The sequence below is a fragment of the Pseudoalteromonas sp. ABV4_021 genome (assembly GCF_056159365.1).
Genome location: NZ_JBSWVB010000001.1, coordinates 1,557,956 through 1,582,127, shown reverse-complemented (window position 1 = coordinate 1,582,127; position 24,172 = coordinate 1,557,956). Strand labels below are relative to the sequence as shown.

Genomic DNA, 24,172 nt, shown 5'->3' with positions numbered 1-24,172 from the left:
AGAATATGCAGTTAGTGCTTTTCTTATGCCAAGTTAAATGTCTTTAGCCTCTGTTTTTACGTGCTTTCCATTGTTTTAGTACTGAATAACGCCATAAATAATCAATACCAAAATAACCAATAGCAGAGGCTGCTGCTGCACACACTAAGCTGCCTACCATAAACGCAGGACCAATGCTTGATAAGCTGTCAACAAACCACTGCCAGCTTGCTTGGAAGGTAAAATCTTGCTTTTGTTGCCCTAACACCAAATAGCCAACAAGGTAGTTAAAATAAAAAATCGGTGCCATAGTTAAAGGGTTGGTGATCCAAACCAATGCTACAGATAACGGGAGATTTACGCGAAATGGAATCGCGATTGCTGCGCTTAGCAGCATTTGAAAAGGAACTGGAATAAATGCCCAAAATAACCCAACTGCAAATGCACCACGCGCTGAGCGTCGATTTAAATGCCATAAATTTGCATCGTGTAACATATCGCCAAAAATACTAAGCGTTTTGTTTTGCTTAATCTTATTATGATCAGGTAACAGCTTTTGGATCGTCTTTTTTGGCATGGTGGTTTACATCTTCCTTTTTGGCAAAGCATAGTGTGCTTTGTTGTTGGCTGCATATTGTCACTATTTTTCTTCAATACGCTAGTCTTTTTTTCGACAATTATACTGGTTGTACTAGTCATCGTCGTTATTACAGCAAAAAACACCGCCAAATTTTACGCGATAATTACGCTACTAGTCGGTGCTAGTTACCCCATTTTATATTATCACTGTGTTTATAGTAAAAACCTAAGCTACGACGAGTTGCAACAAAAACAAGTAATGCACGGCATTATAGAACAAATAGATAACTATCAATTTAATGACCGTCTAATTGTTAAAACAATAAAAATTGCCAATACGAATTTAAAGCCTTATGCGTTAATGCGAGCACAAGTTTATATATCTCGGGCAATCAATACTCAGTATAGCCCCAAAGTGGGCGACACCATATCAATACGCGCTAAGTTCAAGCCAATTAAACCAAGGTTAAATGAGGGTTTGTTTGATAGGCGCTTACATAATTTTTATGTGGGATTAAAGTACAAAGGCAGTGTTTCGAAAAGTGATGATTTTGCTGTGCTAACACGCGCTACGCCGTCGCACATCACAAACCTGGGAAGTTTATCTCACTATAGTTGGCTATATCGAGGAGTATTATTTGGTGATACAAGTGCAATGCCTGCAAATATTAAAAGCGCGGTTCGAAACTTAGGTATTGCACATTTATTTGCAGTTTCTGGCCTACATATGGCTATTGTATTTGGCTTTTCATTTTGGTTAGGGAAATTAGCGCTATTACTTGTGAATAAGTTTGCACCTCACAATACACTCAGAATTGCACCTTATTTTATTGCCATAGTGGCGTGCGCAACTTATCTTCACGCTGCTGATTATGCCACTTCAGCAATACGTGCATTTATTATGATTGTATTAGTGTGTTTATGCTTATTAGTAAATCGCAGTTATACCAGTAAGCGGGCATTATTGTGCGCGTTATTGCTGGTTATATTAGTTAACCCATTTGTGTTGTTAAGTGTGGGATTTTATTTTTCATTTATCGCGGTCGCCAGCATTCTGGTTGCCCTTGATTTGGCAAATAAGCGGCGCATCACCCATCCTCTGTATCAACTCGCATTTATTCAATTGGTAATTAGCATTACGTTAGCGCCGTTAACTGTGTTGTTTTTTAATGGCACCAGTGTATTTAGTGTTTTTGTAAATCTTATAGCGATTCCGCTGTTTTCGTTCTTTGTAATGCCATTAATGCTTTGTGTGGTGTTAGTTGATTATGCGTTTTCTTTCTCAACTCCGTATCGTTGGCTTGATGCGCTATTGAAATTACTTATCAATTATATCGAGCGCATTGGTGAACATATAACATGGCATTATGTGCCTCCAATTAGTTGGCAGTTAATCATGCTAACAATCGCCTCTCTTTTATTGTTGCTTTATTATTATCGAAGCGCGTTGCTAACATTACCTATTCTAGTATTTTATTATGCCCAGGCTCTTAATAAAGAGCCGAACCTGACAATACGTATATTGGATGTGGGTCATGGCTTATCGGTGATCATAAGTAAACAAGGTGAAGCGGTGCTCTATGATTTAGGCGCGCGATATCAAGAATTCAGTTATTTTAATCATCTGGTGTTACCCACCTTAGCGATTAACCGTTTGAACTTAATCAAAACAGTGATAAGTCATGATGATAATGATCACAGTGGTGGGTTAACCGATTTACGACATGCTGGTTATTTTTCGACGATAAGTGGGTTTGAAAAAGCCTGTAATATAAATGCAAATTGGTTAGAAAATGTAAGGTTTAAGTCATTTTCAGCACCTCATACAGTACACAGTGATAATAACAGTTCCTGTGTTCTGCTTATCACAAGTGGCAAATTTAAACTGTTATTAACAGGCGATATTGAAGCTGAGCGGGAAAACACGTTGTTAGCGGAGCCGCGCATTCAGAATATCGATGTGCTTGTTTCGCCTCACCATGGCAGTAATAGTTCATCAACCGAAGGCTTTATTAATAAAACGCAACCACGTTGGGTAGTTCATTCGGTGAATGCATATAATCGTTGGCGATTACCAAGTTTAGCGGTTGTTACACGTTATGCCGATTATGGCACCAAGCAGCTAGCAACCTCACGCGGCGCAGTCAAAATAGTCGTTACATCAAGCGGATATACTCTCAGTTATGCAAAACAGCAAAATTACTGGTTTCTCGTTGATTAACACTGCGAAATTCTTGGGTTTTGCATCATAGCGCTATACAATAGGCGCAAATAAATTCAAGTTAGCACCATGACAACCTCATCTGATTACTACAAGCGTTTATTAACCTACGTCAAACCGCATAAACTCGCAGCCACATTCGCCATTATTGGAATGTTAGGCTATGCCGCAATGGACGGATTATTCGTTTATTTAATGGACCCGTTTATTGAGCAAGGTTTGACGGCGAAAAATCAAGAGGTTATGAAGTGGGCACCGGTTGTGGTGATTTTATTGGTGCTATTTCGCGGTGTGTTTAACTTCGTTTCAAGTTACTGTTTAGCCAATGTGGGCTCACACGTGGTGATGGCAATTCGCAAAGAATTGTTTGCTAAATTACTTCATTTACCGGTGTCATTTCACGATCAGCATTCAACAGGTGAGTTAATTTCAAAAATTACTTTTGATGCAGAGCAAGTACAAACAGCGATAACAAAAGCTTTGATCACCATAGTGCGAGAAGGCGCGTTTGTTGTTTTCTTAGTGATCAATATGTTGATTGCAAGTTGGCAATTATCATTGTTATTTATTTTAGTCGTGCCCATTGTTGCAGGCATTGTCTCAATCGTGTCTAAACGCTTTCGTGTTATTGCAAAACGTATTCAAGATGCCATGGGGGGCGTAACACGCGCGTCTGAACAAATGGTAAAAGGGCATAAAGTCATTCATTCATTTGGTGGTCAAAAAATTGAACAGCAGCGTTTTGCCGATGTGAATAACCGTAATCGCCAACAACGAGTAAAAATGGATGCGACAAAAGCGCTGAGCGTTGCCAGTATTCAAATTATTGCTGCATCTGCCATCGCTATGGTGTTGGCCGCAATAGGCTTTAACCTTGTTGAGCCAATTTCTACAGGCGCGTTCGTGAGTTTATTAACCGCAATGATGATGATGCTACGCCCGTTAAAACAGTTATCAAATGTGAATGTAGAATTGCAGCGTGGTATTGCCGCGGCAAAAAGTATTTTTGATATCTTAGATTTGGAAAATGAAAAAGACACCGGCTCAAAAACGCTGGAAAAATGTCACGGCCATATCACAATCGAGAGCTTGTCGTTCGCCTACCCAAATACCGAGCGCAATATTTTAAACGAACTAACCATGGATATTAAACCTGGGCAATCCGTCGCCTTAGTTGGCCGTTCAGGCTCAGGCAAATCAACACTCTCTAACTTGTTGCCACGTTTTTACGATACCTATACCAATGGCGATATCAAACTCGACGGGCTATCGGTTAATACCTTTGATTTAACTTGGTTGCGCGAACAATTTGCCATTGTGTCGCAACAAGTTGTGTTATTCAACGATACTATCGAGAACAATATCACTTACGGCTTTAAAGGTGATATCACCCCTGAAAAACTGCAAAAAATTGTTGAGCAATCGCACGTTTGGGAATTTGTAAAAGATTTACCAGAAGGTTTACAAACCATTGTTGGTGAAGATGGTGTAATGCTTTCTGGTGGACAGCGCCAGCGCATTGCTATCGCGCGAGCGCTGCTTAAAAACGCGCCAATTTTGATTTTAGATGAAGCCACATCCGCACTCGATACTGAGTCAGAAAAATTAATTCAACATGCGTTAAACGATTTAATGAAAGGGCGCACGTCTATTGTTATTGCGCACCGTTTATCAACGATTGAAAACTCTGATGTCATTTATGTATTGGATAAAGGGCAAATAATCGAGTCGGGTTCGCATGCTGAGCTAATCGAAAAGCAAGGTGCCTATTTAGCACTGCAAAAAATGCAGGCTAACGACTAATGAATGTGATTGAAAAAAGCTGGTATCAAAAATTTGGTATTACTTGGCTTTTATTACCACTAAGTGCGCTGTTTTACCTAATTACGCTATATCGCTTCTATCGCAAGCGAAGATTACAATTGGCGACTGATAAACCAAAAGTCATTGTTGTTGGTAATATTGCGGTAGGTGGCACAGGCAAAACACCATTTACCTTGTTTCTTGTTGATTATTTGCAGCAAAAAGGTTTATCGGTTGCGGTTATTTCACGTGGCTATGGTGGTCAAACTCAAAGCCAACCTTTATTAGTAACAGATGGCATATCGCCCGAAATATGTGGCGATGAACCTAAGTTGATAGCCGTTCGCACAAGTGCACCTGTTGTAGTGTGCCCAAATCGAAATTTAAGTATCGATTATTTAAAGAAGCACATTAACCCTGATGTGATTATTGCGGATGATGGATTGCAACATTACCAAATGGCGCGTGCTATGGAGCTTTGCATTGTTGATGGGAAACGGCAATTTGGCAATGGCTTTGTAATGCCGGCAGGTCCGCTTCGCGAAGCGAAAAGCAGACTAAAACATGTTGATTTAACCATTACTAATGGCACAGCGGAGAATAACGGTTACCAGCTAGCGGTAGATGGTGTATATGGCATAATTGATGGGCAAAAAGTTGCCAATTTAGACAGCCCAGTTCACTTAGTGAGTGCAATAGGCAATCCCAGCCGCTTTGAACAAAGTGTAAACGAGCAGAATATTCTGGTGCACGGGCATACTATTTTTAAAGATCATCACACATACAGTGAAAGTGACTTTGCCGCACTAGACGGTGCAATCTTAATGACTGAAAAAGATGCCGTAAAATGCCAGTCATTTGCGAAAGCAAATTGGTATTATTTAAAAGTTACCGCTAAACCGACTAAACAACTGGTCGACAAACTCGACCAGTTATTAATTGAAAAAGGGATCCATAATCATGGCGTTTGACACAAAACTACTCGAAATCATTGCTTGCCCTGTAACAAAAGGTCATCTTAAATTTGACCGCGAGAATTTAGAGCTTATTAGCACCCAAGCTAAACTGGCTTACCCTGTAAGAGATGATATCCCGGTATTGCTTGAAGAAGAGGCACGCGAATTATCACTTGAAGAGGTTGAAAAGTGGAATTCGTAGTCATTATTCCAGCGCGCTATGCGTCGAGCCGTTTACCGGCTAAACCACTGGCTGATATACAAGGCAAGCCAATGGTGCAGCACGTATATGAAAAAGCGCTGGCATCAGGTGCGAAACGGGTAATTGTCGCAACGGATCATATAGAGATAGAAGTAGCTGTTAAACGCTTTAATGGTGAAGTTTTAATGACTCGTGAAGATCATGAATCGGGCACAGAACGTCTTGCTGAAGTGGTGACAAAACTTAACTTACCAGATGACACAATCGTGGTAAATGTACAAGGCGATGAACCGTTAATCCCACCGCAAAATATCGCGCAAGTAGCAAGTTTATTAGCATCCGATTCGGCGCCAATGGCAACGCTAAGCGTGGCAATCGATGATATTGAAGAAGCGCTTAATCCAAATGCGGTAAAAGTTGTCGCTGATAATCATAATAATGCGTTGTATTTTTCACGTGCAACGATTCCTTATGACCGAAATCGCTTTTTAGGCAAAGATGAAATTTCTGAAATTGGCGATTTCTATCAACGCCATATTGGTATTTATGCGTATCGTGCGGGTTTTATTAAAGAATATATTACTCTAGACGTATCACCGCTTGAGCAAATCGAATCGTTAGAGCAGCTACGTGTTTTATATCATGGTAAAAAGATAAAAGTACAAACCGCAATCGAAGCGCCGCAGCCAGGTGTTGATACGCCTGAAGATCTCGCTAAAGTGAATGCTTTTTTAAGCAAGTAAGTTGATGAGTTATCCAATAGTATTCGCATGCGATGAGTTTTATGTGGTGAATAAACCCCATGATGTAAGCTTCCATAGCGAAGGCGGCGAGGGTTTTTTTGTACTGTTTGAAAAGCAGGTGAATGAAAAGCTTTATCCAGTACATCGCTTAGATAAAATGACATCGGGCTTAGTTATTGTTGCGAGAACCAAACAAGCTGCTGCGGAATTTGGTGACTTGTTTAGTCAAAAGCACAAAAATGCACTTGAAAAATACTATTTAGCAGTTGCTCAAGGTAAACCAACAAAAAAGCAGGGTTGGGTAAAAGGCGACTTGGTTAAGGCGCGTCGTGGGTGCTATAAACTACAAAAGACAATGGAAAACCCCTCTGTAACGCGGTTCCAATCCCAGTTAATTGAACCCAGTTTACGTCTTTATTTGCTGCAACCAATTACAGGTAAAACGCATCAACTGCGTGTTGTGCTTAAGAGTCTATCGGTGCCTATTTTAGGTGATGAACGCTATGGCGGTGAGCACAGCGAACGTGGTCATTTGCATGCATATGCGATTAAATTCACGTTTGGTGATAGACCATATCAATTTAGTGTTAAGCCATGCGATGGTTTATTTGAGCACGGTGAAACAAAAAAGCTTATCGAACAATGGCACACGCCTTGGCACGAGTTTAATTAAGGTTAAAAATTACATGACAGAGTCTTATCAAAATCGTTTTGGTGGCATTGCACGCCTTTACGGAATTGAACAGCAAAAACTGCTCAATAATGCCCATTTCTGTGTTGTTGGCATTGGCGGTGTGGGTAGTTGGGTCGCTGAAAGTTTAGCGCGTACCGGCCTTGGTAACATTACTTTAATAGATTTAGATGATATTTGCGTTACTAACGTTAACCGTCAAATCCACGCGTTGACATCGACCATTGGCGAGGCGAAAGTTGATGCCATGGCAAGTCGAATTAACGAGATAAATCCTGATTGCAATGTGTCAGTTATCGATGACTTTTTAACACTTGAGAATATCAGAGAACATATTCAACAATTCGACTATGTTATTGATTGCATAGATCAAGTAAAAGTTAAAGCGGCACTTATTGCTCATTGTAAGCGCAACAAATTACCGATTATCACAATAGGCGGCGCAGGCGGACAAATCGATCCAAGCCAAATCAGAATCGGGGATGTGGCTAAAACCAAGCAAGACCCGTTGCTTGCGAAAGTACGCTATTTATTGCGTAAGCAGTACAACTTTTCAAGCAATCCAAAACGTAAATTTGGCGTGGATTGTATTTATTCAGAAGAGCAATTGGTTTACCCATCAAGTGACGGCGGTGTATGTCATGCGAAAGCCGGTGCTGATGGCAATATGAATATGGACTGTCAAACAGGCTTCGGCTCGTTAACCATGGTGACAGGCAGTTTTGCGTTTTTTGCAGCGGCAAAAAGTGTGAAAAAATACTTAGAAAAATGTGAGCGTAATACCAATCCGCATAAATAATTGGTCATTCAGCGAGAATTAAAAGCGTTTCAGGCAAGGCATTGACTGCAGAGAATGGTGTTTCCCTTGTTAAAGTCAATAACGCAGTATGAAACGCTTTTAAACTCGCCTGTTAGGAGCGCTCCAAAGGCGCGATGATTGCGCCAAATTTTCTCGATTTAGCCCAACTAGACCTTCACAAATTTTGCTTACCCTCCCACCTTTGGATAGCTCTGAATTGGCTAATTACTTATGCGGATTGGTATAACAATCAAAGTTAGTTGCTTTGATTCTTACCTATAAAACTTCGTTATAAAAAATGTATACAATATAATCTTGCAAAGTGGTTTTAATCATCACTTTGTATTGCAAACTGTGTAATTGCATCTGCAATCGCTAAAATCCCGTTACCGCGACTTGGGCTTAAGTGCTGTAAAAGCCCCAATTCATTGAACTCATGTTGAATATTTATGCGCTTAATTTCATCCACAGTTAAGCCGTTAACCAGTGTAGAAATAATATAAATGAGTCCTTTCACGATGCGTGTATCTGAGTCTGCTGTCACGACGATATGCTTTTCGCTTTCGTCAAAATCCACATAAAGCCAAACATTACTTTCACAGCCATTCACTTTTGCATGGTCAACTTTGAGTTCAGCTGGTAATTTTGGTAACTGTTTACCAAGCAGCATAATTTCACGGTACTTATTTTGCCATGCTTTTTTGGTGATAAAGTGCTGTTTTAATCTTTGATATTGTTCTGTCATAGTTAATCTAGTAATTCGATAGCTTGTTTTAATGCAACAATAAAGCGGTCTATATCATCAATGTTGTTATAGCAACTTAAACTGACACGAATGGTACCCGCAACACCGAGTAAATTTATCAATGGCTGAGTGCAGTGGTTACCTGAACGTACAATAATGCCGGCTTGGTCGAGTAGGGTTGCAACGTCAAGGTTATGCTCATCTTTGTAGTTAAAACTAATTGTGCCGATATTATTGATTAAATCGCCGTAAATTTTTATGCCATCAATCTGTTTAAGTGCGTTTAGCGTGTAATGATAGAGCGCCTTTTCAACAGCTAGTTGCATTGCCATCTCGCTTGAGTCCATAAAATCAAGTGCAGCAGAAAAACCAATCACACCGGCTATATTGGGCGTGCCAGCTTCAAAACGAGCGTTACCGTGGCGAAAGCTTGTTTCATTAAAACTAACGCGTTCTATCATTTCGCCGCCTGTTTGGTAAGTTGACAGTAAAGATAGGCTGTGTGGTTTAGCGATTAATGCGCCAACGCCAGTCGGCCCAAACATTTTGTGTGCAGAAAGCACATAAAAATCACAGTTTAGCGAACCAATATTTGGCCTTAAATGTTGCATCGCTTGTGCACCATCAACCAAAGTAATAGCATTGATAGCGTGAGCGGCATTAAGCAAGTCTTGTATTGGTAAAATATTACCTAAAGTATTTGATGCGTGACTAATCGCCATCAGTTTTGGTTTTAGCGTATTAATCATGGTTAAACTAACATCTAAATTTAGCACACCATTTGCGTCGACTGGCAGAATGTGAAGCGTTGCGCCTGTGCGTTTACACAGCATTTGCCAAGGCACAATATTGGCGTGGTGCTCAAGCGCTGAAATAATAATAACATCACCTTGCTCGATATGCGCATCAATCGAGCTGGCAACCAAGTTTATCGCTTCAGTAGCGCCTTTTGTCCAAACAATTTGTTCCGCTGTTACCTGGCAATAGTGTGCTAATTTTGTGCGTGTTTGTTCGTATAAGGCGGTGCTGTTTGATGCAAATTCACTGACACCTCGATGCACATTGGCATTGTGGCACGTATAAAACTCGGTAATTGCATCAATCACGTTCTGAGGTTTTTGCGTGGTTGCACCATTATCTAAATAAACAGACTCTGTGTGTTTAAAAAATGGAAAATGAGAACGAATTTTTTGATTATCTAACATAGTGCCACCTGAGAATGCGAGCGGCGATTTTAATGAAATACACTAATTTTCGCAATTATTGACGGGATTTAGACATTAAAAAAGCCGCAAGTTGCGGCTTTTTTAAACTCAAAGAGGATTAACGAGACGTTACGTCTTTATAATCACGCTTTGTTTCACCAGTGTATAACTGACGAGGACGACCGATCTTCTGACCAGGTTGAGATAGCATCTCATCCCAGTGTGAGATCCAACCAACGGTACGTGACATTGCAAAGATTACAGTGAACATGCTTGTTGGAATACCAATCGCTTTAAGAATGATACCTGAGTAGAAATCTACGTTAGGGTAAAGTTTCTTCTCGATGAAGTATGGGTCTTCTAGTGCGATTTGCTCTAAACGCATTGCTACGTCAAGTAGTGGGTCTTCAATGTTTAATTCTTTAAGTACTTCGTGGCACGTTTCACGCATTACTGTTGCACGTGGGTCGAAGTTCTTGTAAACACGGTGACCGAAGCCCATTAGACGGAACGGGTCGTTCTTATCTTTCGCTTTTGCAACGTACTCATCGATACGGTCTACTGAACCGATTTCTTCTAACATTGTTAGACATGCTTCGTTAGCACCACCGTGCGCAGGGCCCCAAAGTGATGCAATACCAGCTGAGATACATGCATACGGGTTAGCGCCTGATGAACCTGCTAAACGTACAGTCGATGTTGACGCGTTTTGTTCGTGATCTGCGTGAAGCATGAAGATGCGGTCCATTGCTTTTGCAAGAACTGGGCTTACTTCGAATTTTTCCGCAGGTACAGAGAACATCATGTGTAAGAAGTTTTCTGCATAGCTTAAATCGTTGCGTGGGTATACGAACGGTTGACCGATGTTGTACTTGTAACACATCGCCGCAATTGTTGGTAACTTTGCAATTAGACGAACAGCGCTACGGTGACGTTGTGCTGGATCAGTGATGTCTAAATCTTTGTGGTAGAAAGAAGAAAGTGCACCAACAACACCACATAGCATTGCCATTGGGTGTGAATCTACACGGAAACCTTGGAAGAAAGCACCAATTTTTTCGTGAAGCATAGTGTTAGTTGTGATTTCGTTTTCAAAACCAGCTAACTGCTCGGCATTTGGTAACTCACCATTTAATAGTAAGTAACATAGTTCGATATAGTTTGATTGTTCAGCTAAATCGTCGATTGCGTAGCCGCGGTGTAGTAAAACACCTTTAGCACCATCAATGTACGTGATAGCTGATTCACATGAACCAGTAGACATGAAACCCGGGTCGAACGTGAAGTAACCATGGCTGCCTAGGGTGCGAACGTCGATAACGTCCTGACCAGCTGTGCCAGAGTAAATAGGAAGTTCGATAGGATCTAGCCCATCAATATGGACCGTGGCTTTTTTGTCTGCCATCTAATTATCTCCTTTAAATATAACAAACCAGTTTGTTATTTTTGATACGGATGTTAAGCAAATTCTATCTATTCTAACTTATAAATAGGGAAGAAAGTCAATTTAAATGCATCAATTGATGATAACTATTCTTCAAACGGATAAATATTATACCAATGGCTACTTCGCAAGCACCTCTTATTAAACAAGAATTGTAATAGGCCATATGGTCTTATATACTGTGGTAGGCATTCTAAAAGGTGAATGCCTTTCGTCTGGAGCGAATGCTGTTTTTTCATACCGCGACTCGTCATCGCAGTGTGGCAAATTTCGCTTTGATGGTTCCATCAATATTTTGGTGGGTTATAACAACAATAGTTGGACTCCTTAGAGTCAATGGGCAAGTAACAGTGAAAAAGCAAAGACCTGTAAATCTAGATTTATCTACTATCTCGATGCCAGCAACTGCTAAAGCTTCAATTCTGCACCGTATCTCAGGTGTGGCGTTGTTCTTCGCTTTATCTTTTGTAATTTGGGCATGGTCTGAATCACTTTCTTCTCCTCAAGGTTTTGAATTCGTCAAGAGCCTGTTTACCGGGTTCATTGCCAAATTCATTGCATGGGGTGCGGTTATCGCGCTTCTGTATCACTTAATTGCAGGTGTACGTCACCTTCTAATGGATACAGGTCGTTTCGAAGAATTAGGTTCAGGTAACGCAAGTGCTAAGTTTGTAATGGCACTATGGGTTGTATTAGCCGTGTTAGCAGGAGTATGGATATGGTAGTTAATCAAGCATCTCTAAAACGCGACGGTGTACAAGATTTTGTATCATTACGTGCAACAGCACTTGTATTAGCGTCATATGCTCTGTTTATCTTAGGGTATTTTCTTACTACTCCAACTGTAACGTTTGAAGCGTGGCAGGGATTATTTTCTAACTTAGCAGTAAAAGTGTATACCTTAGCTGCGCTAGTTTGCATGATGGTTCATACCCGTATTGGTTTGTGGCAAGTTCTAACTGACTATGTTAAGAACGCTAAATTGCGTGCAATCCTAGGCTTTTTCCTAAACCTAATGGCTTTTGCATATGTAGCTGTTGGTTTCTTTGTTCTTTGGAGTGTGTAAGTGGCTATTTCAACAAGAGAATTTGACGCTGTAGTAATTGGTGCCGGTGGTGCGGGTATGCGTGCTGCATTGGCTATCAGTGAATCAGGTAAAACTTGTGCACTTATTTCTAAAGTATTCCCAACCCGTTCTCATACGGTGTCTGCACAAGGTGGTATCACAGTTGCTTTAGGTAATTCCCACGAAGATAACTGGGAATGGCACATGTACGATACGGTAAAAGGTTCTGATTACATCGGTGACCAAGACGCGATTGAATACATGACCAAAACAGGTCCTGAAGCAATTACAGAATTAGAAAACATGGGTCTACCATTTTCACGTTTTGAAAATGGCCGTGTTTACCAACGTCCTTTCGGTGGTCAATCGAAAAACTTTGGTGGTGAACAAGCTGCACGTACTGCAGCAGCAGCTGACCGTACTGGTCACGCGCTTCTTCACTGTCTATACCAACAAAACGTTAAAAATAAAACAAATGTGTTTTCTGAATGGTACGCATTAGACCTTGTTAAAAACGACAAGGGTGACGTAGTTGGTTGTACTGCTATCGATATCGAAAGCGGCGAAGTAGTTTACTTCAAATCTAAAGCGGTTGTTTTAGCAACTGGTGGTGCAGGTCGTATCTTCGCATCAACAACAAACGCGCACATTAACACAGGTGACGGTGTTGGTATGGCAACACGTGCTGGCATTTCAATGCAAGACATGGAAATGTGGCAGTTCCACCCAACGGGTATTGCAGGTGCAGGTACACTTGTAACTGAAGGTTGTCGTGGTGAAGGTGGTTACCTTCTAAATAAAGACGGTGAACGTTTCATGGAACGTTACGCACCAAACGCTAAAGACTTAGCGGGTCGTGACGTTGTTGCTCGTGCAATGATGACAGAAATCCGTGAAGGCCGTGGTTGTGAAGGCCCATGGGGTACGCACATCAAACTTAAGTTAGACCACTTAGGTGCTGAAATGCTAAACCTACGTCTTCCAGGTGTTTGTGATCTTTCTAAGACATTCGCACACGTTGACCCTGCAAAAGAGCCAATTCCAGTAATCCCAACATGTCACTACATGATGGGTGGTGTACCAACTAACGTTAATGGTCAAGTTATTAACGTTGATGGTGCAGGTAATGAGAAATTAGTTGAAGGTTTATTCGCAGTTGGTGAAATTGCATGTGTATCTGTACACGGTGCAAACCGCTTAGGTGGTAACTCACTACTTGACCTTGTTGTATTTGGTCGTGCAGCGGGTAACTTCCTTGGTCAATACCTGAAAGATGCTGAAATTTCAAAAGACGCCTCAGAATCTGATCTAGAAGCAGCGATGGCTCGTTTCAATCGTTGGGAAACTTCTAAACCAGGCCAAGGTGAAGATCCAGTACAGATCAAGAAAGACCTACAAAAATGTATGCAGCTTAACTTCTCGGTATTCCGTGAAGGTGATGCAATGGCAACAGGTCTTACAGAGCTTAAAGAAATTCGTGAACGCTTACAGCACGCACGTCTTGACGACAAATCATCTGAGTTCAACACGCAACGTATTGAGTGTTTAGAGCTAGATAACTTAATGGAAACTGCGTACTCAACAGCTGTTGCTGCGAATTTCCGTACAGAAAGCCGTGGTGCACATTCGCGCTTCGATTTCCCTGAGCGTGACGATGAAAACTGGTTATGTCACTCAGTTTATAGCCCAGTGACGGAAGAAATGTCTAAGCGTGAGGTGAACTTCTCACCTAAAACACGTGAAGCCTTCCCACCTAAAGCACGTACTTACTAGGAGCGAAGTCAATGGCACAATTACAATTTTCTGTCTATCGTTATAATCCAGATGTAGACAACGCACCGCGTATGCAAGACTATACCCTTGAGGTAGAAGAAGGTCGCGATATGATGGTATTGGATGCACTTTTACAATTGAAAGAGCAAGATCCAACACTTTCTTTCCGTCGTTCATGCCGTGAAGGTGTATGTGGTTCTGACGGTGTAAACATGAATGGTAAAAACGGTTTAGCGTGTATTACTCCATTATCTGCACTAGGTAAGGGTAAAATCGTTATTCGTCCATTACCAGGCTTACCAGTTGTTCGTGATTTAGTAATTGATATGTCTCAATTCTATTCACAATACGAGAAAGTTAAGCCATTCTTAATCAACGATAAGCCAACAGGCGGTGAAGAGCGTCTTCAATCAATTGAAGAACGTGACAAGCTTGATGGTTTATATGAGTGTATCTTATGTGCATGTTGTTCAACTTCATGCCCATCATTCTGGTGGAACCCTGACAAGTTCATTGGTCCTGCTGGTTTGCTACACGCTTACCGTTTCTTAGCTGATAGCCGCGATACGGCGACAGAAGAACGTTTAGCAGATTTAGATGATGCATTCAGCGTATTCCGTTGTCACGGTATTATGAACTGTGTCAACGTGTGTCCTAAGGGCCTTAATCCAACTAAGGCAATTGGTCACATTAAGTCTATGTTACTAAACCGTTCGGTATAAAACGGCAGTAACACAAAACACCGCGGCGATAACTTTGTTATCGCCGTTTAACTAAAACTTAGTATTCTGCGCTAGTAAAAAGGGCTTATAAATGCACGAAGGTGTAATGAAGGCATGGCTAGAGTCTTCTCACTTTAACGGTGGTAATGTCGCATACGTAGAAGAACTGTATGAAGCGTACTTAGATGACGCGAGTTCAGTTTCTGACGAATGGCGTGAAGTGTTTGATGCACTACCGAAAGTAGAAGGTGTAGATGTCGATGTAAAACATTCCGACATAAGAGCACAATTTGCCGAGCTTGCGAAAAACAAGCATAAAGAAGTAGTCGTTGCAGCAGGTGGCGCATCTGATGCAAAACAGGTTAGGGTTCTGCAATTAATTAATGCATATCGTTTCCGTGGTCACCAAAATGCAAACCTTGACCCATTAGGTTTGTGGCAGCGTGAAAAAGTACGTGATTTAACACTTGAACACCACGATTTAACGGATTCTGACCTAGATAAAGAATTCAACGTAGGGTCATTTGCTTCAGGCAGTGACACTATGAAACTAAAAGACTTATATACAGCACTTAAGAAAACCTACTGTGGTTCGATTGGCGCTGAATATATGCATATCACGTCTACAGAAGAAAAGCGTTGGTTACAGCAGCGTTTAGAATCTAACTTTGCCCAGCCTCAATTTAGCAACGAAACTAAGTTACGCATCTTAAAAGGCCTTACGGCTGCTGATGGTCTTGAAAAATACCTTGGCGCTAAATTCCCAGGTGCAAAACGTTTCTCACTAGAAGGTGGTGATGCGCTAGTACCTATGCTTAAAGAACTTATTCACAGAGCAGGGGAAAGTGGTCAGGAAGAAGCCGTTATTGGTATGGCACACCGTGGTCGTTTAAACGTTTTAGTTAACGTACTTGGTAAAAACCCACAGGTTCTGTTCGATGAATTCGCTGGTAAATATGGCGAATTAGCAGGGTCTGGTGACGTTAAATACCACATGGGTTACTCATCTGATTTCGCAACTACGGGCGGCAACGTGCACATGGCACTTGCGTTTAACCCGTCGCATTTAGAAATCGTTAATCCAGTGGTAATGGGTTCAGTACGTGCACGTTTAGACCGTTTAGGCTGCACGAATGGCTCAAAAGCACTACCTATCACTATTCACGGTGACTCGGCAATTGCTGGCCAAGGTGTGGTTCAAGAAACATTCAACCTATCACAAACACGTGCATTCAGTGTTGGCGGTTCGATTCGTATCGTTGTAAACAACCAAGTTGGTTTCACAACGTCTAAGCAAGAAGACGTTCGCTCGACTGAATACTGTACAGATATTGCGAAAATGGTGCAGGCACCAATTTTCCACGTAAATTCAGACGACCCAGAAGCAGTTGCATTTGTAACGCAACTTGCGCTTGATTTCCGAAACAAGTTTAAGCGTGACGTAGTAATTGACTTAGTATGTTACCGTCGTCATGGTCACAACGAAGCGGATGAGCCAAATGCGACTCAGCCGTTAATGTATCAGAAAATCAAAAAGCACCCAGTGCCTCGTCAGATTTACGCTGATACACTGGTATCTCAAGGCGTATTAAGTGCTGATGAAGCAAAAGCACTTGCTGATAACTATCGTAACGGTTTAGACAACGGTGTGTGTGTAGTTGATGAAATTCAACCAGATACAAAACACTCATCAGATTGGTCTAAGTTTGTGGGTCACGATTGGGATGTGGCATACGACCCAGCGCTGCCGCTTGATAAGCTGAAAGCATTGGGTGAATCAGTTGCTAATTACCCTGAAAACCACAAAGCACAGTCTCGTGTTAAGAAAATTTACGATGATCGTAAAGCGATGGCAGCCGGCGAAAAACCTCTTGATTGGGGTATGGCTGAGACACTCGCTTACGCATCATTAGTCGACGAAGGTACTGATATTCGTATTACCGGTCAGGATTCTGGTCGTGGTACGTTCTTCCACCGTCATGCAGTGGTGCACAACCAAGCAGATGCATCTACCTACTTGCCGCTTCAAAATATTCGCCCGGAACAAGGTGCGTTTGAAGTGTACGATTCAGTATTATCTGAAGAAGCGGTACTTGCGTTTGAATACGGTTATGCAACAGCAGAACCAACATCGCTTGTATGTTGGGAAGCGCAGTTTGGTGACTTTGCCAACGGCGCGCAGGTTGTTTTTGACCAATTCTTAAGTTCTGGTGAGCAAAAATGGGGCCGTTTATGTGGCTTAACTATATTGCTACCGCATGGTTATGAAGGCCAAGGTCCAGAGCATAGTTCTGCACGTTTAGAGCGCTTTTTACAGCTTTGTGCTGACCATAATATGCAAGTATGTGTGCCGTCAACGCCAGCTCAAGTTTACGCAATGATCCGTCGTCAATCAGTTCGTCCTCTGCGTCGTCCATTGATTGTTATGACACCTAAATCATTACTGCGTCATCCTCTTGCAGTTTCAAGCTTGGAAGAGCTTTCAACAGGTATTTTCCACAATATGATTGATGAAATCGATGATATTGATGCTAGCAAAGTTGAGCGCGTTGTGTTCTGTAGCGGTAAAGTTTATTACGAGCTACTGCAACAGCGTCGTGAGCAAGAACTTAACAATGTTGCTATCGTACGTGTTGAACAATTGTACCCATTCCCTCATGCGGAAATGGAAACAATTATGCAACGTTACCAACATGTTAAAGATTTCGTATGGTGTCAAGAAGAGCCGCAAAACCAAGGTGCTTGGTACTGCTCGCAACACCACTTCTGGGAAGCAATTCCACAAGGTGCTAACTTAAGCTATGCAGGTCGTAAGGCATCAGCTTCGCCAGCATGTGGTTATATGTCAACCCATACTAAAGAACAAACTGCGTTGATCGCCGACGCTCTAACAATTAAAAAATAAGGAATAAGAGATGACAACCGAAATTAAGGTTCCTGTTCTTCCTGAATCTGTTGCAGATGCAACAGTTGCAACTTGGCACGTGAACGTTGGTGATACAGTTAGCCGCGATCAAAACCTTGTTGATATTGAAACAGATAAAGTAGTGTTAGAAGTAGTTGCACCTGAAGATGGTGTGATTACAGAAATTTCTCAAACGGAAGGTGCAACGGTACTTGGTGAACAAGTGATTGCACTATTAGGTGCGGCAGATGCAGCAGCTGCGCCAGCAGAAACAACAGCAGCGCCAGCAGCGGCGCCAGCAGCAGAAGGTAAAGAAGTGGATATTAAAGTTCCTGTACTTCCAGAATCAGTAGCAGACGCTACGATTGCAACATGGCATGTTCAACCAGGTGAAGCGGTAAGCCGTGACCAAAACCTAGTAGACATCGAAACTGACAAAGTTGTTCTTGAAGTTGTAGCGCCAGAAGATGGTGTAATGGGTGATCACATTCACGCAGAAGGCGACACAGTACTTGGCGAACAAGTAATTGGTAAACTAGTTGCTGGTGCAGCACCTGCGGCGGCAGCGCCAGCAGCAACAGCTGAAGCGCCAGCAGCATCTGACGAAAACTCAGACGTGTTAACGCCTTCTGTTCGTCGTCTAATTGCAGAAAAAGGCCTTGATGCTTCACAAATCAAAGGTTCTGGTAAAGGCGGTCGTATCACTAAAGAAGACGTAGACGCGTTCTTAAAAGCACCAGCAGCTAAATCAGCAGCACCTGCGGCGGCACCAGCTGTTGCACTTGGTGAGCGTACGCAAAAGCGTGTTCCTATGACACGTCTTCGTAAGACAATTGCAAACCGTCTTCTAGAAGCTAAGAATTCAACAGCAATGCTTACAACGTTTAACGAAGTAAACATGAAGCCAATCATGGATCTTCGTAAGCAATACAAAGATGTATTTGAAGAGCGTCACGGCATCCGTTTAGGTTTCATGTCTTTCTACGTGAAAGCAGTTACCGAAGCGCTGAAGCGTTTCCCTGAAGTAAACGCGTCTATCGACGGTGATGACATTGTTTATCACAACTACTTCGATATCAGCATTGCAGTTTCTACGCCTCGCGGTCTAGTAACTCCTGTACTTCGTGACTGTGACAAGCTATCAGTTGCTGAGATTGAAAAAGGTATTCGTGAACTAGCACTTAAAGGTCGTGACGGAAAACTTACTGTTGATGACATGACAGGTGGTAACTTCACTATTACTAACGGCGGTGTGTTTGGTTCACTACTTTCTACGCCAATCATCAACTTACCGCAATCATCTATTCTTGGTATGCACAAAATCCAAGATCGTCCAATGGCGGTAAATGGTAAAGTTGAAATTTTACCTATGATGTACCTAGCACTATCGTATGACCACCGTCAAATCGATGGTAAAGAATCAGTTGGTTTCTTGGTTACAATTAAGGAACTACTAGAAGATCCAACGCGTTTATTATTAGACGTATAATTGATTTGGATTAAAAAATAAGCTGTGGAGTGATTCGCAGCTTTTTTTTTGCGCCTTTGGTCGTACTGGGGTTTTCATACCTGATTGGTGCGACTATACTAGGTGCGCAATTTGGGATGGTTGAACAACGGTTCAACCCTTTACGTAATACAATTGGAAAAGCATCATGAATTTGCATGAGTATCAGGCAAAGAAATTATTTGCCGACTATGGTTTACCAGTTTCTGAGGGTTATGCATGTGACACTCCTCAGGAAGCTGCAGAAGCTGCTGATAAAATTGGCGGTGACAAGTGGGTTGTTAAATGTCAGGTTCACGCAGGTGGACGTGGTAAAGCGGGCGGTGTAAAGCTTGCTGACAGCAAAGAAGAAATCAAAGAATTTGCACAAAACTGGTTAGGTAAAAACTTAGTTACTTACCAAACTGACGAAAATGGTCAGCCAGTAGCTAAAATCCTTGTTGAAAGCTGCACAGATATCGCTAACGAATTATACCTTGGCGCTGTAGTAGACCGTGCTTCTCGTAAAGTTGTTTTCATGGCATCTACTGAAGGTGGCGTTGAAATCGAACAAGTTGCTGAAGAAACACCAGAACTAATTCACAAAGCTGAGATCGATCCACTAGTAGGTCCTCAAGCTTACCAGGCACGTGAACTAGGCTTCAAACTAGGTTTAAACCCTACGCAAATGAAGCAGTTTGTTAAGATCTTCATGGGTCTTGCTAACATGTTCAACGACCACGATTTCGCACTATTAGAAATCAACCCATTAGTAATCACTGACGAAGGTAACCTTCACTGTCTAGACGGTAAAATCGGTGTAGATGGTAACGCGTTATACCGTCAGCCTAAAATCCGTGAAATGCACGATCCGTCACAAGAAGACGAGCGTGAAGCGCACGCAGCTCAGTGGGAACTGAACTACGTAGCACTAGACGGTAACGTTGGTTGTATGGTTAACGGTGCAGGCCTTGCAATGGGTACGATGGACATCGTAAACCTACACGGCGGCAAGCCAGCTAACTTCCTAGACGTAGGTGGCGGCGCGACTAAAGAGCGTGTAGCTGAAGCATTCAAGATCATCTTATCTGATGACAATGTTAAAGCAGTACTAGTTAACATCTTCGGTGGTATCGTACGCTGTGACATGATCGCAGAAGGGATCATTGGTGCAGTTAAAGAAGTTGGTGTAAATGTACCTGTAGTTGTACGTTTAGAAGGTACTAACGCTGATCTTGGTCGTGACGTTCTTGCTAACTCTGGCCTAGACATCATCGCAGCTGAGTCACTAACTGACGCTGCTGAGAAAGTTGTTGCTGCTGCGGAGGGCAAATAATGTCTGTATTAATTAACAAAGATACTAAAGTAATCTGTCAGGGTTTCACTGGCGGCCAAGGTACTTTCCACTCAGAGCAAGCGCTTGAGTACGGTACACAAATGGTTGGTGGTGTTTCTCCAGGTAAAGGTGGTCAAACTCACCTAGGTCTTCCTGTATTTAACACAGTACGTGAAGCAGTAGAATCTACTGGTGCAACTGCATCTGTAATCTACGTTCCAGCTCCTTTCTGTAAGGATGCAATCCTTGAAGCTATCGATGCTGGTATCGAGCTAATCGTTTGTATCACTGAAGGTATTCCAACGCTAGACATGGTTGACGTTAAGGTTAAGCTTGACGAAACTGGCGTTCGCATGATTGGTCCAAACTGCCCAGGTGTTATCACTCCGGGTGAAACTAAAATTGGTATCATGCCTGGTCATATCCACAAGCCAGGTAAAGTAGGTATCGTATCACGTTCTGGTACACTTACTTACGAAGCTGTTAAGCAAACAACTGATGCTGGTTTCGGTCAATCAACATGTGTTGGTATCGGTGGTGACCCAATCCCAGGTACTAACTTCATCGACGTTCTTGAAATGTTCGAAAAAGACCCACAAACTGAAGCGATCGTAATGATCGGTGAGATCGGTGGTACAGCTGAAGAAGAAGCTGCTGAGTACATTAAAGCTAATGTAACTAAGCCTGTAGTTTCTTACATCGCTGGTGTTACTGCTCCTCCAGGTAAGCGTATGGGTCACGCTGGTGCGATTATCGCTGGCGGTAAAGGTACAGCTGACGAGAAATTCGCAGCGCTAGAAGCAGCAGGCGTTAAGACTGTTCGTTCACTAGCTGATATCGGTAAAGCACTAGCTGAAAAAACTGGCTGGTAATTTTCCTATCGTTTAAAAAAGGCTGCATCTGCAGCCTTTTTTATTGGATAATGTTCTTAGTTCTTTTAGAAAGGCACTAATTGATACTCTTCGACACTATGTTTTTGCATTATTTTTTTATAAGAGCCTGACTTAAAAGCATTTCCAATAGCTTTATTCACAATGGAAAGGATTACATCTCTTCTTGGGTTTGTTTCACCTACTGCAATATGTGCGGTATAAGTTTCAATCTTCTCTTCATTAAACACTATTCGTTTATTTAAAGTGTGTAATTCATTATGTAATAAGTAGTCGCCGTAACTACGTGACATGACAAATCCTTGTAATTTTTGATTACTCAATAACAGCAAGCCTTTTTGTGCTGTAGTAACTTTAATTTGTTTATTTTGGTCGAGAAAAGTTAATTGACTATAATTACTTAGTAGTCGCACTGAGCCAAAGGGGGCAAGTGGATCAGAGCGATGATTTTGAAATATGCCAAACTGATCTTGGCCAATAGCAGTGCTTAATGAAGCCCAACTTTCTCTACCTTTGAAATTTGCTGCCAAAAATAATCCGTCACTTTTCCCTTTTTTTACTGATTCTTTGGCTCTTGCCCAAGGGGAAACATTGGTTTTAACTTCATAACCTATATTATTAAGTTCAACATTTAGTATTTCCCAAGACGCTGCATAAAAAGGGTAATCTTTTATCATTTTTAGATGGTCATGACCAACCGCAAAGGTAATCGAATTTGAAGCTGTGACTGAATAGCTCACAATAAATAGCAATGCAAATAATATTTTCACAAATTAAACAACTTTTATGATATCTAATTCTTAATGTAGCGTTATTTTTTTAACCTTGCAAAGTGATTGGAGCTAGTCGCTGAGCCTTTTATTTGTAATAATTAGGCCGTTAATTTATTTAATGAATATAGGAAAATTTCGCAATGGCGGAAGCAGAAAATCGAGCAACAAACTTTATCACTAATTTAATTGATAAAGATTTAGCATCAGGAAAACATGCAGCAACACATACACGTTTTCCACCAGAGCCGAATGGTTTTTTACATATTGGTCACGCAAAGTCTATCTGCCTAAACTTTGGTATTGCACAAGACTATAAAGGCCTATGTAACTTACGTTTTGATGATACAAACCCAGAAAAAGAAGACATCGATTACGTAAACTCAATTCAACAAGATGTTAAATGGCTTGGTTTTAACTGGGATGGCGATATTTGTTATTCGTCAAACTACTTTGACGAGTTATACGGCTACGCGGTAGAGCTAATTGAAAAAGGCTTAGCGTACGTATGTTTCTTATCACCAGATGAAGCGCGCGAATACCGTGGTACTTTAACAGAAGCAGGTAAAAACAGCCCTTACCGTGATACCAGTGTGGAAGAAAACTTAGCGCTTTTCGAAAAAATGAAAAATGGTGAGTTTAAGGAAGGCGAATGTGTTCTACGTGCAAAAATTGATATGGCGAGCTCATTTATGGTGCTACGCGATCCAATTATTTATCGTATTCGTTTTGCACATCACCACCAAACAGGTGACAAGTGGTGCATCTACCCAATGTACGATTTCACACACTGTATTTCAGATGCGCTAGAAGGTATTACGCACTCGCTTTGTACGCTTGAGTTCCAAGATAACCGTCGTCTATACGATTGGGTATTAGATAACATTTCACTTGAATGTCATCCACAACAAATTGAGTTTTCTCGTTTAAATCTTGAATACACACTAATGAGTAAGCGTAAGTTAAATGCATTAGTTGAAGAAAAGCATGTTGAAGGTTGGGATGACCCGCGTATGCCAACAATAGCGGGTTTAAAACGCCGTGGTTATACACCAGCTTCTGTACGCGAATTCTGTAAGCGTATTGGCGTTACAAAACAAGATAATATGGTAGAAATGGGCATGTTAGAAGCATGTATCCGTGATGACCTAAACGAAAATGCACCGCGTGCAATGGCAGTACTTGATCCGATTAAAGTAGTAATCGAAAATTTCCCAGAAGATAAAGTGGAAGAACTAAACGTTCAAAATCACCCAAATATCGAGGACATGGGTACGCGTATTGTTCCTTTCACTCGCGAAGTATTTATTGAGCGTGAAGATTTCCGCCTTGAAGCGAACAAAAAATATAAGCGCCTAGTACTTGGTAAAGAAGTACGTCTACGTGGTGCGTATGTTATTAAAGCAGAACGTGTGGACCAAGACGATGCAGGCAACATTACTACTATTTACTGTACATACGACGATGAAACACTGGGTAAAAACCCAAGTGATGGTCGTAAAGTAAAAGGGGTTATTCACTGGGTAAGTGCAAGCCAAGGTGTTGCAGCAGAAGTACGTTTATACGACCGTTTATTTACTGTGCCTAACCCGGCTGCAGAAGAAGATTTTGCAACAGTATTAAATCCAGAGTCTTTAGTACGTTTAACCTCTGCGGTTGTTGAGCCAGCACTTGCTAATGCTGAGGTTGAAGTAGGTTACCAGTTTGAGCGTACAGGCTATTTCTGTCGAGATAGTAAAGCTGAAGGGTTAGTATTTAACCGTACGGTTGGCTTACGTGATTCTTGGGCGAAAGAAGAAAGCAAAGGCTAAGTTCAAAAAAGGATAGGGGTTATGCCTATCCTTTTTAAAAGACACA

21 protein-coding genes are annotated in these 24,172 nt (G+C 41.6%); 16 read left to right on the top strand and 5 right to left on the bottom strand.

What is annotated here, in order from left to right; translation table 11 throughout:
• Positions 1 to 43 precede the first annotated feature (43 nt).
• Complete coding sequence (locus tag ACXAFE_RS07480) at positions 44 to 556, bottom strand: DUF2062 domain-containing protein (protein WP_054980807.1); 513 nt, start codon at positions 554 to 556, stop codon at positions 44 to 46.
• Here ACXAFE_RS07480 and ACXAFE_RS07475 point away from each other — a divergent pair.
• The 7 genes from ACXAFE_RS07475 to tcdA all read left to right on the top strand — a co-directional run bounded on the left by ACXAFE_RS07475 (position 536) and on the right by tcdA (position 7,973).
• A complete protein-coding gene (locus ACXAFE_RS07475; RefSeq protein ID WP_475150783.1) occupies positions 536 to 2,779 on the top strand; it encodes a DNA internalization-related competence protein ComEC/Rec2 in 2,244 nt (747 codons plus the stop codon). The genes ACXAFE_RS07480 and ACXAFE_RS07475 overlap by 21 nt on opposite strands.
• Before the next feature lie 69 nt (positions 2,780 to 2,848).
• Positions 2,849 to 4,582: a lipid A export permease/ATP-binding protein MsbA gene (gene msbA / locus ACXAFE_RS07470; RefSeq protein WP_475150781.1), complete on the top strand. Its 1,734-nt coding sequence runs from the start codon at positions 2,849 to 2,851 to the stop codon at positions 4,580 to 4,582.
• Entirely contained in the window at positions 4,582 to 5,553 is a 972-nt protein-coding gene (lpxK, locus tag ACXAFE_RS07465) for a tetraacyldisaccharide 4'-kinase (protein WP_475150780.1), read from the top strand. The genes msbA and lpxK overlap by 1 nt, the downstream gene beginning before the upstream one ends.
• On the top strand, positions 5,543 to 5,740 hold the full coding sequence (locus ACXAFE_RS07460) for a Trm112 family protein (protein WP_010560034.1): 198 nt from the start codon (positions 5,543 to 5,545) through the stop codon (positions 5,738 to 5,740). Before lpxK ends, ACXAFE_RS07460 begins: the two co-directional genes overlap by 11 nt.
• A complete protein-coding gene (gene kdsB, locus ACXAFE_RS07455) occupies positions 5,728 to 6,483 on the top strand; it encodes a 3-deoxy-manno-octulosonate cytidylyltransferase (protein WP_475150776.1) in 756 nt (251 codons plus the stop codon). Before ACXAFE_RS07460 ends, kdsB begins: the two co-directional genes overlap by 13 nt.
• A 4-nt stretch (positions 6,484 to 6,487) precedes the next feature.
• Positions 6,488 to 7,156 carry a pseudouridine synthase gene (locus tag ACXAFE_RS07450; RefSeq protein WP_475150770.1) on the top strand — a complete coding sequence of 223 codons (669 nt, stop codon included), beginning with the start codon at positions 6,488 to 6,490 and terminating at the stop codon, positions 7,154 to 7,156.
• Positions 7,157 to 7,169: 13 nt separating this feature from the next.
• Positions 7,170 to 7,973 (top strand): tRNA cyclic N6-threonylcarbamoyladenosine(37) synthase TcdA, encoded by an 804-nt coding sequence (tcdA, locus tag ACXAFE_RS07445; protein WP_475150762.1) that lies wholly within the window; start codon positions 7,170 to 7,172, stop codon positions 7,971 to 7,973.
• A gap of 328 nt (positions 7,974 to 8,301) precedes the next feature.
• Here the strand turns inward: tcdA and ACXAFE_RS07440 are convergent, their stop codons facing one another.
• From ACXAFE_RS07440 to ACXAFE_RS07430, 3 genes are all read right to left on the bottom strand, one after another.
• Positions 8,302 to 8,718 carry a SufE family protein gene (locus ACXAFE_RS07440; protein ID WP_475150755.1) on the bottom strand — a complete coding sequence of 139 codons (417 nt, stop codon included), beginning with the start codon at positions 8,716 to 8,718 and terminating at the stop codon, positions 8,302 to 8,304.
• 2 nt (positions 8,719 to 8,720) lie between these two features.
• On the bottom strand, positions 8,721 to 9,923 hold the full coding sequence (locus ACXAFE_RS07435) for an aminotransferase class V-fold PLP-dependent enzyme (RefSeq protein ID WP_475150753.1): 1,203 nt from the start codon (positions 9,921 to 9,923) through the stop codon (positions 8,721 to 8,723).
• A 118-nt stretch (positions 9,924 to 10,041) separates the two neighbouring features.
• Positions 10,042 to 11,328, bottom strand: coding sequence for a citrate synthase (locus ACXAFE_RS07430; protein ID WP_475150750.1), 1,287 nt, complete (start codon positions 11,326 to 11,328; stop codon positions 10,042 to 10,044).
• Positions 11,329 to 11,717: 389 nt separating this feature from the next.
• On the opposite strand from ACXAFE_RS07430, the gene sdhC reads away from it, so the two are divergent.
• The 8 genes from sdhC (at position 11,718) to sucD (ending at position 21,527) form a co-directional block, all read left to right on the top strand.
• Positions 11,718 to 12,092, top strand: a complete 375-nt coding sequence (sdhC, locus tag ACXAFE_RS07425; protein ID WP_152960794.1) for a succinate dehydrogenase, cytochrome b556 subunit — start codon at positions 11,718 to 11,720, stop codon at positions 12,090 to 12,092.
• Positions 12,086 to 12,433: a succinate dehydrogenase, hydrophobic membrane anchor protein gene (gene sdhD, locus ACXAFE_RS07420; RefSeq protein ID WP_010560042.1), complete on the top strand. Its 348-nt coding sequence runs from the start codon at positions 12,086 to 12,088 to the stop codon at positions 12,431 to 12,433. Before sdhC ends, sdhD begins: the two co-directional genes overlap by 7 nt.
• Positions 12,434 to 14,206, top strand: a complete 1,773-nt coding sequence (gene sdhA, locus ACXAFE_RS07415) for a succinate dehydrogenase flavoprotein subunit (RefSeq protein ID WP_010560043.1) — start codon at positions 12,434 to 12,436, stop codon at positions 14,204 to 14,206.
• Between the two features lie 11 nt (positions 14,207 to 14,217).
• Entirely contained in the window at positions 14,218 to 14,928 is a 711-nt protein-coding gene (locus ACXAFE_RS07410) for a succinate dehydrogenase iron-sulfur subunit (protein WP_010560044.1), read from the top strand.
• A 91-nt stretch (positions 14,929 to 15,019) separates the two neighbouring features.
• Positions 15,020 to 17,833: a 2-oxoglutarate dehydrogenase E1 component gene (locus ACXAFE_RS07405; protein WP_475150734.1), complete on the top strand. Its 2,814-nt coding sequence runs from the start codon at positions 15,020 to 15,022 to the stop codon at positions 17,831 to 17,833.
• Positions 17,834 to 17,843: 10 nt separating this feature from the next.
• Positions 17,844 to 19,322, top strand: a complete 1,479-nt coding sequence (gene odhB, locus ACXAFE_RS07400; RefSeq protein ID WP_475150729.1) for a 2-oxoglutarate dehydrogenase complex dihydrolipoyllysine-residue succinyltransferase — start codon at positions 17,844 to 17,846, stop codon at positions 19,320 to 19,322.
• A 166-nt stretch (positions 19,323 to 19,488) separates the two neighbouring features.
• Complete coding sequence (gene sucC / locus ACXAFE_RS07395) at positions 19,489 to 20,655, top strand: ADP-forming succinate--CoA ligase subunit beta (RefSeq protein WP_010560047.1); 1,167 nt, start codon at positions 19,489 to 19,491, stop codon at positions 20,653 to 20,655.
• Positions 20,655 to 21,527, top strand: coding sequence for a succinate--CoA ligase subunit alpha (sucD, locus tag ACXAFE_RS07390; protein WP_010560048.1), 873 nt, complete (start codon positions 20,655 to 20,657; stop codon positions 21,525 to 21,527). Before sucC ends, sucD begins: the two co-directional genes overlap by 1 nt.
• Before the next feature lie 65 nt (positions 21,528 to 21,592).
• Here sucD and ACXAFE_RS07385 read toward each other — a convergent pair whose 3' ends face one another.
• The gene (locus ACXAFE_RS07385; protein ID WP_475150716.1) at positions 21,593 to 22,315 is read right to left on the bottom strand and encodes a substrate-binding periplasmic protein; all 723 of its coding nucleotides are present in this window, start codon (positions 22,313 to 22,315) and stop codon (positions 21,593 to 21,595) included.
• Between the two features lie 143 nt (positions 22,316 to 22,458).
• Here ACXAFE_RS07385 and glnS point away from each other — a divergent pair, with 143 nt between their 5' ends.
• Positions 22,459 to 24,126, top strand: coding sequence for a glutamine--tRNA ligase (glnS, locus tag ACXAFE_RS07380; RefSeq protein ID WP_475150712.1), 1,668 nt, complete (start codon positions 22,459 to 22,461; stop codon positions 24,124 to 24,126).
• The last annotated feature ends 46 nt before the right edge of the window (positions 24,127 to 24,172 follow it).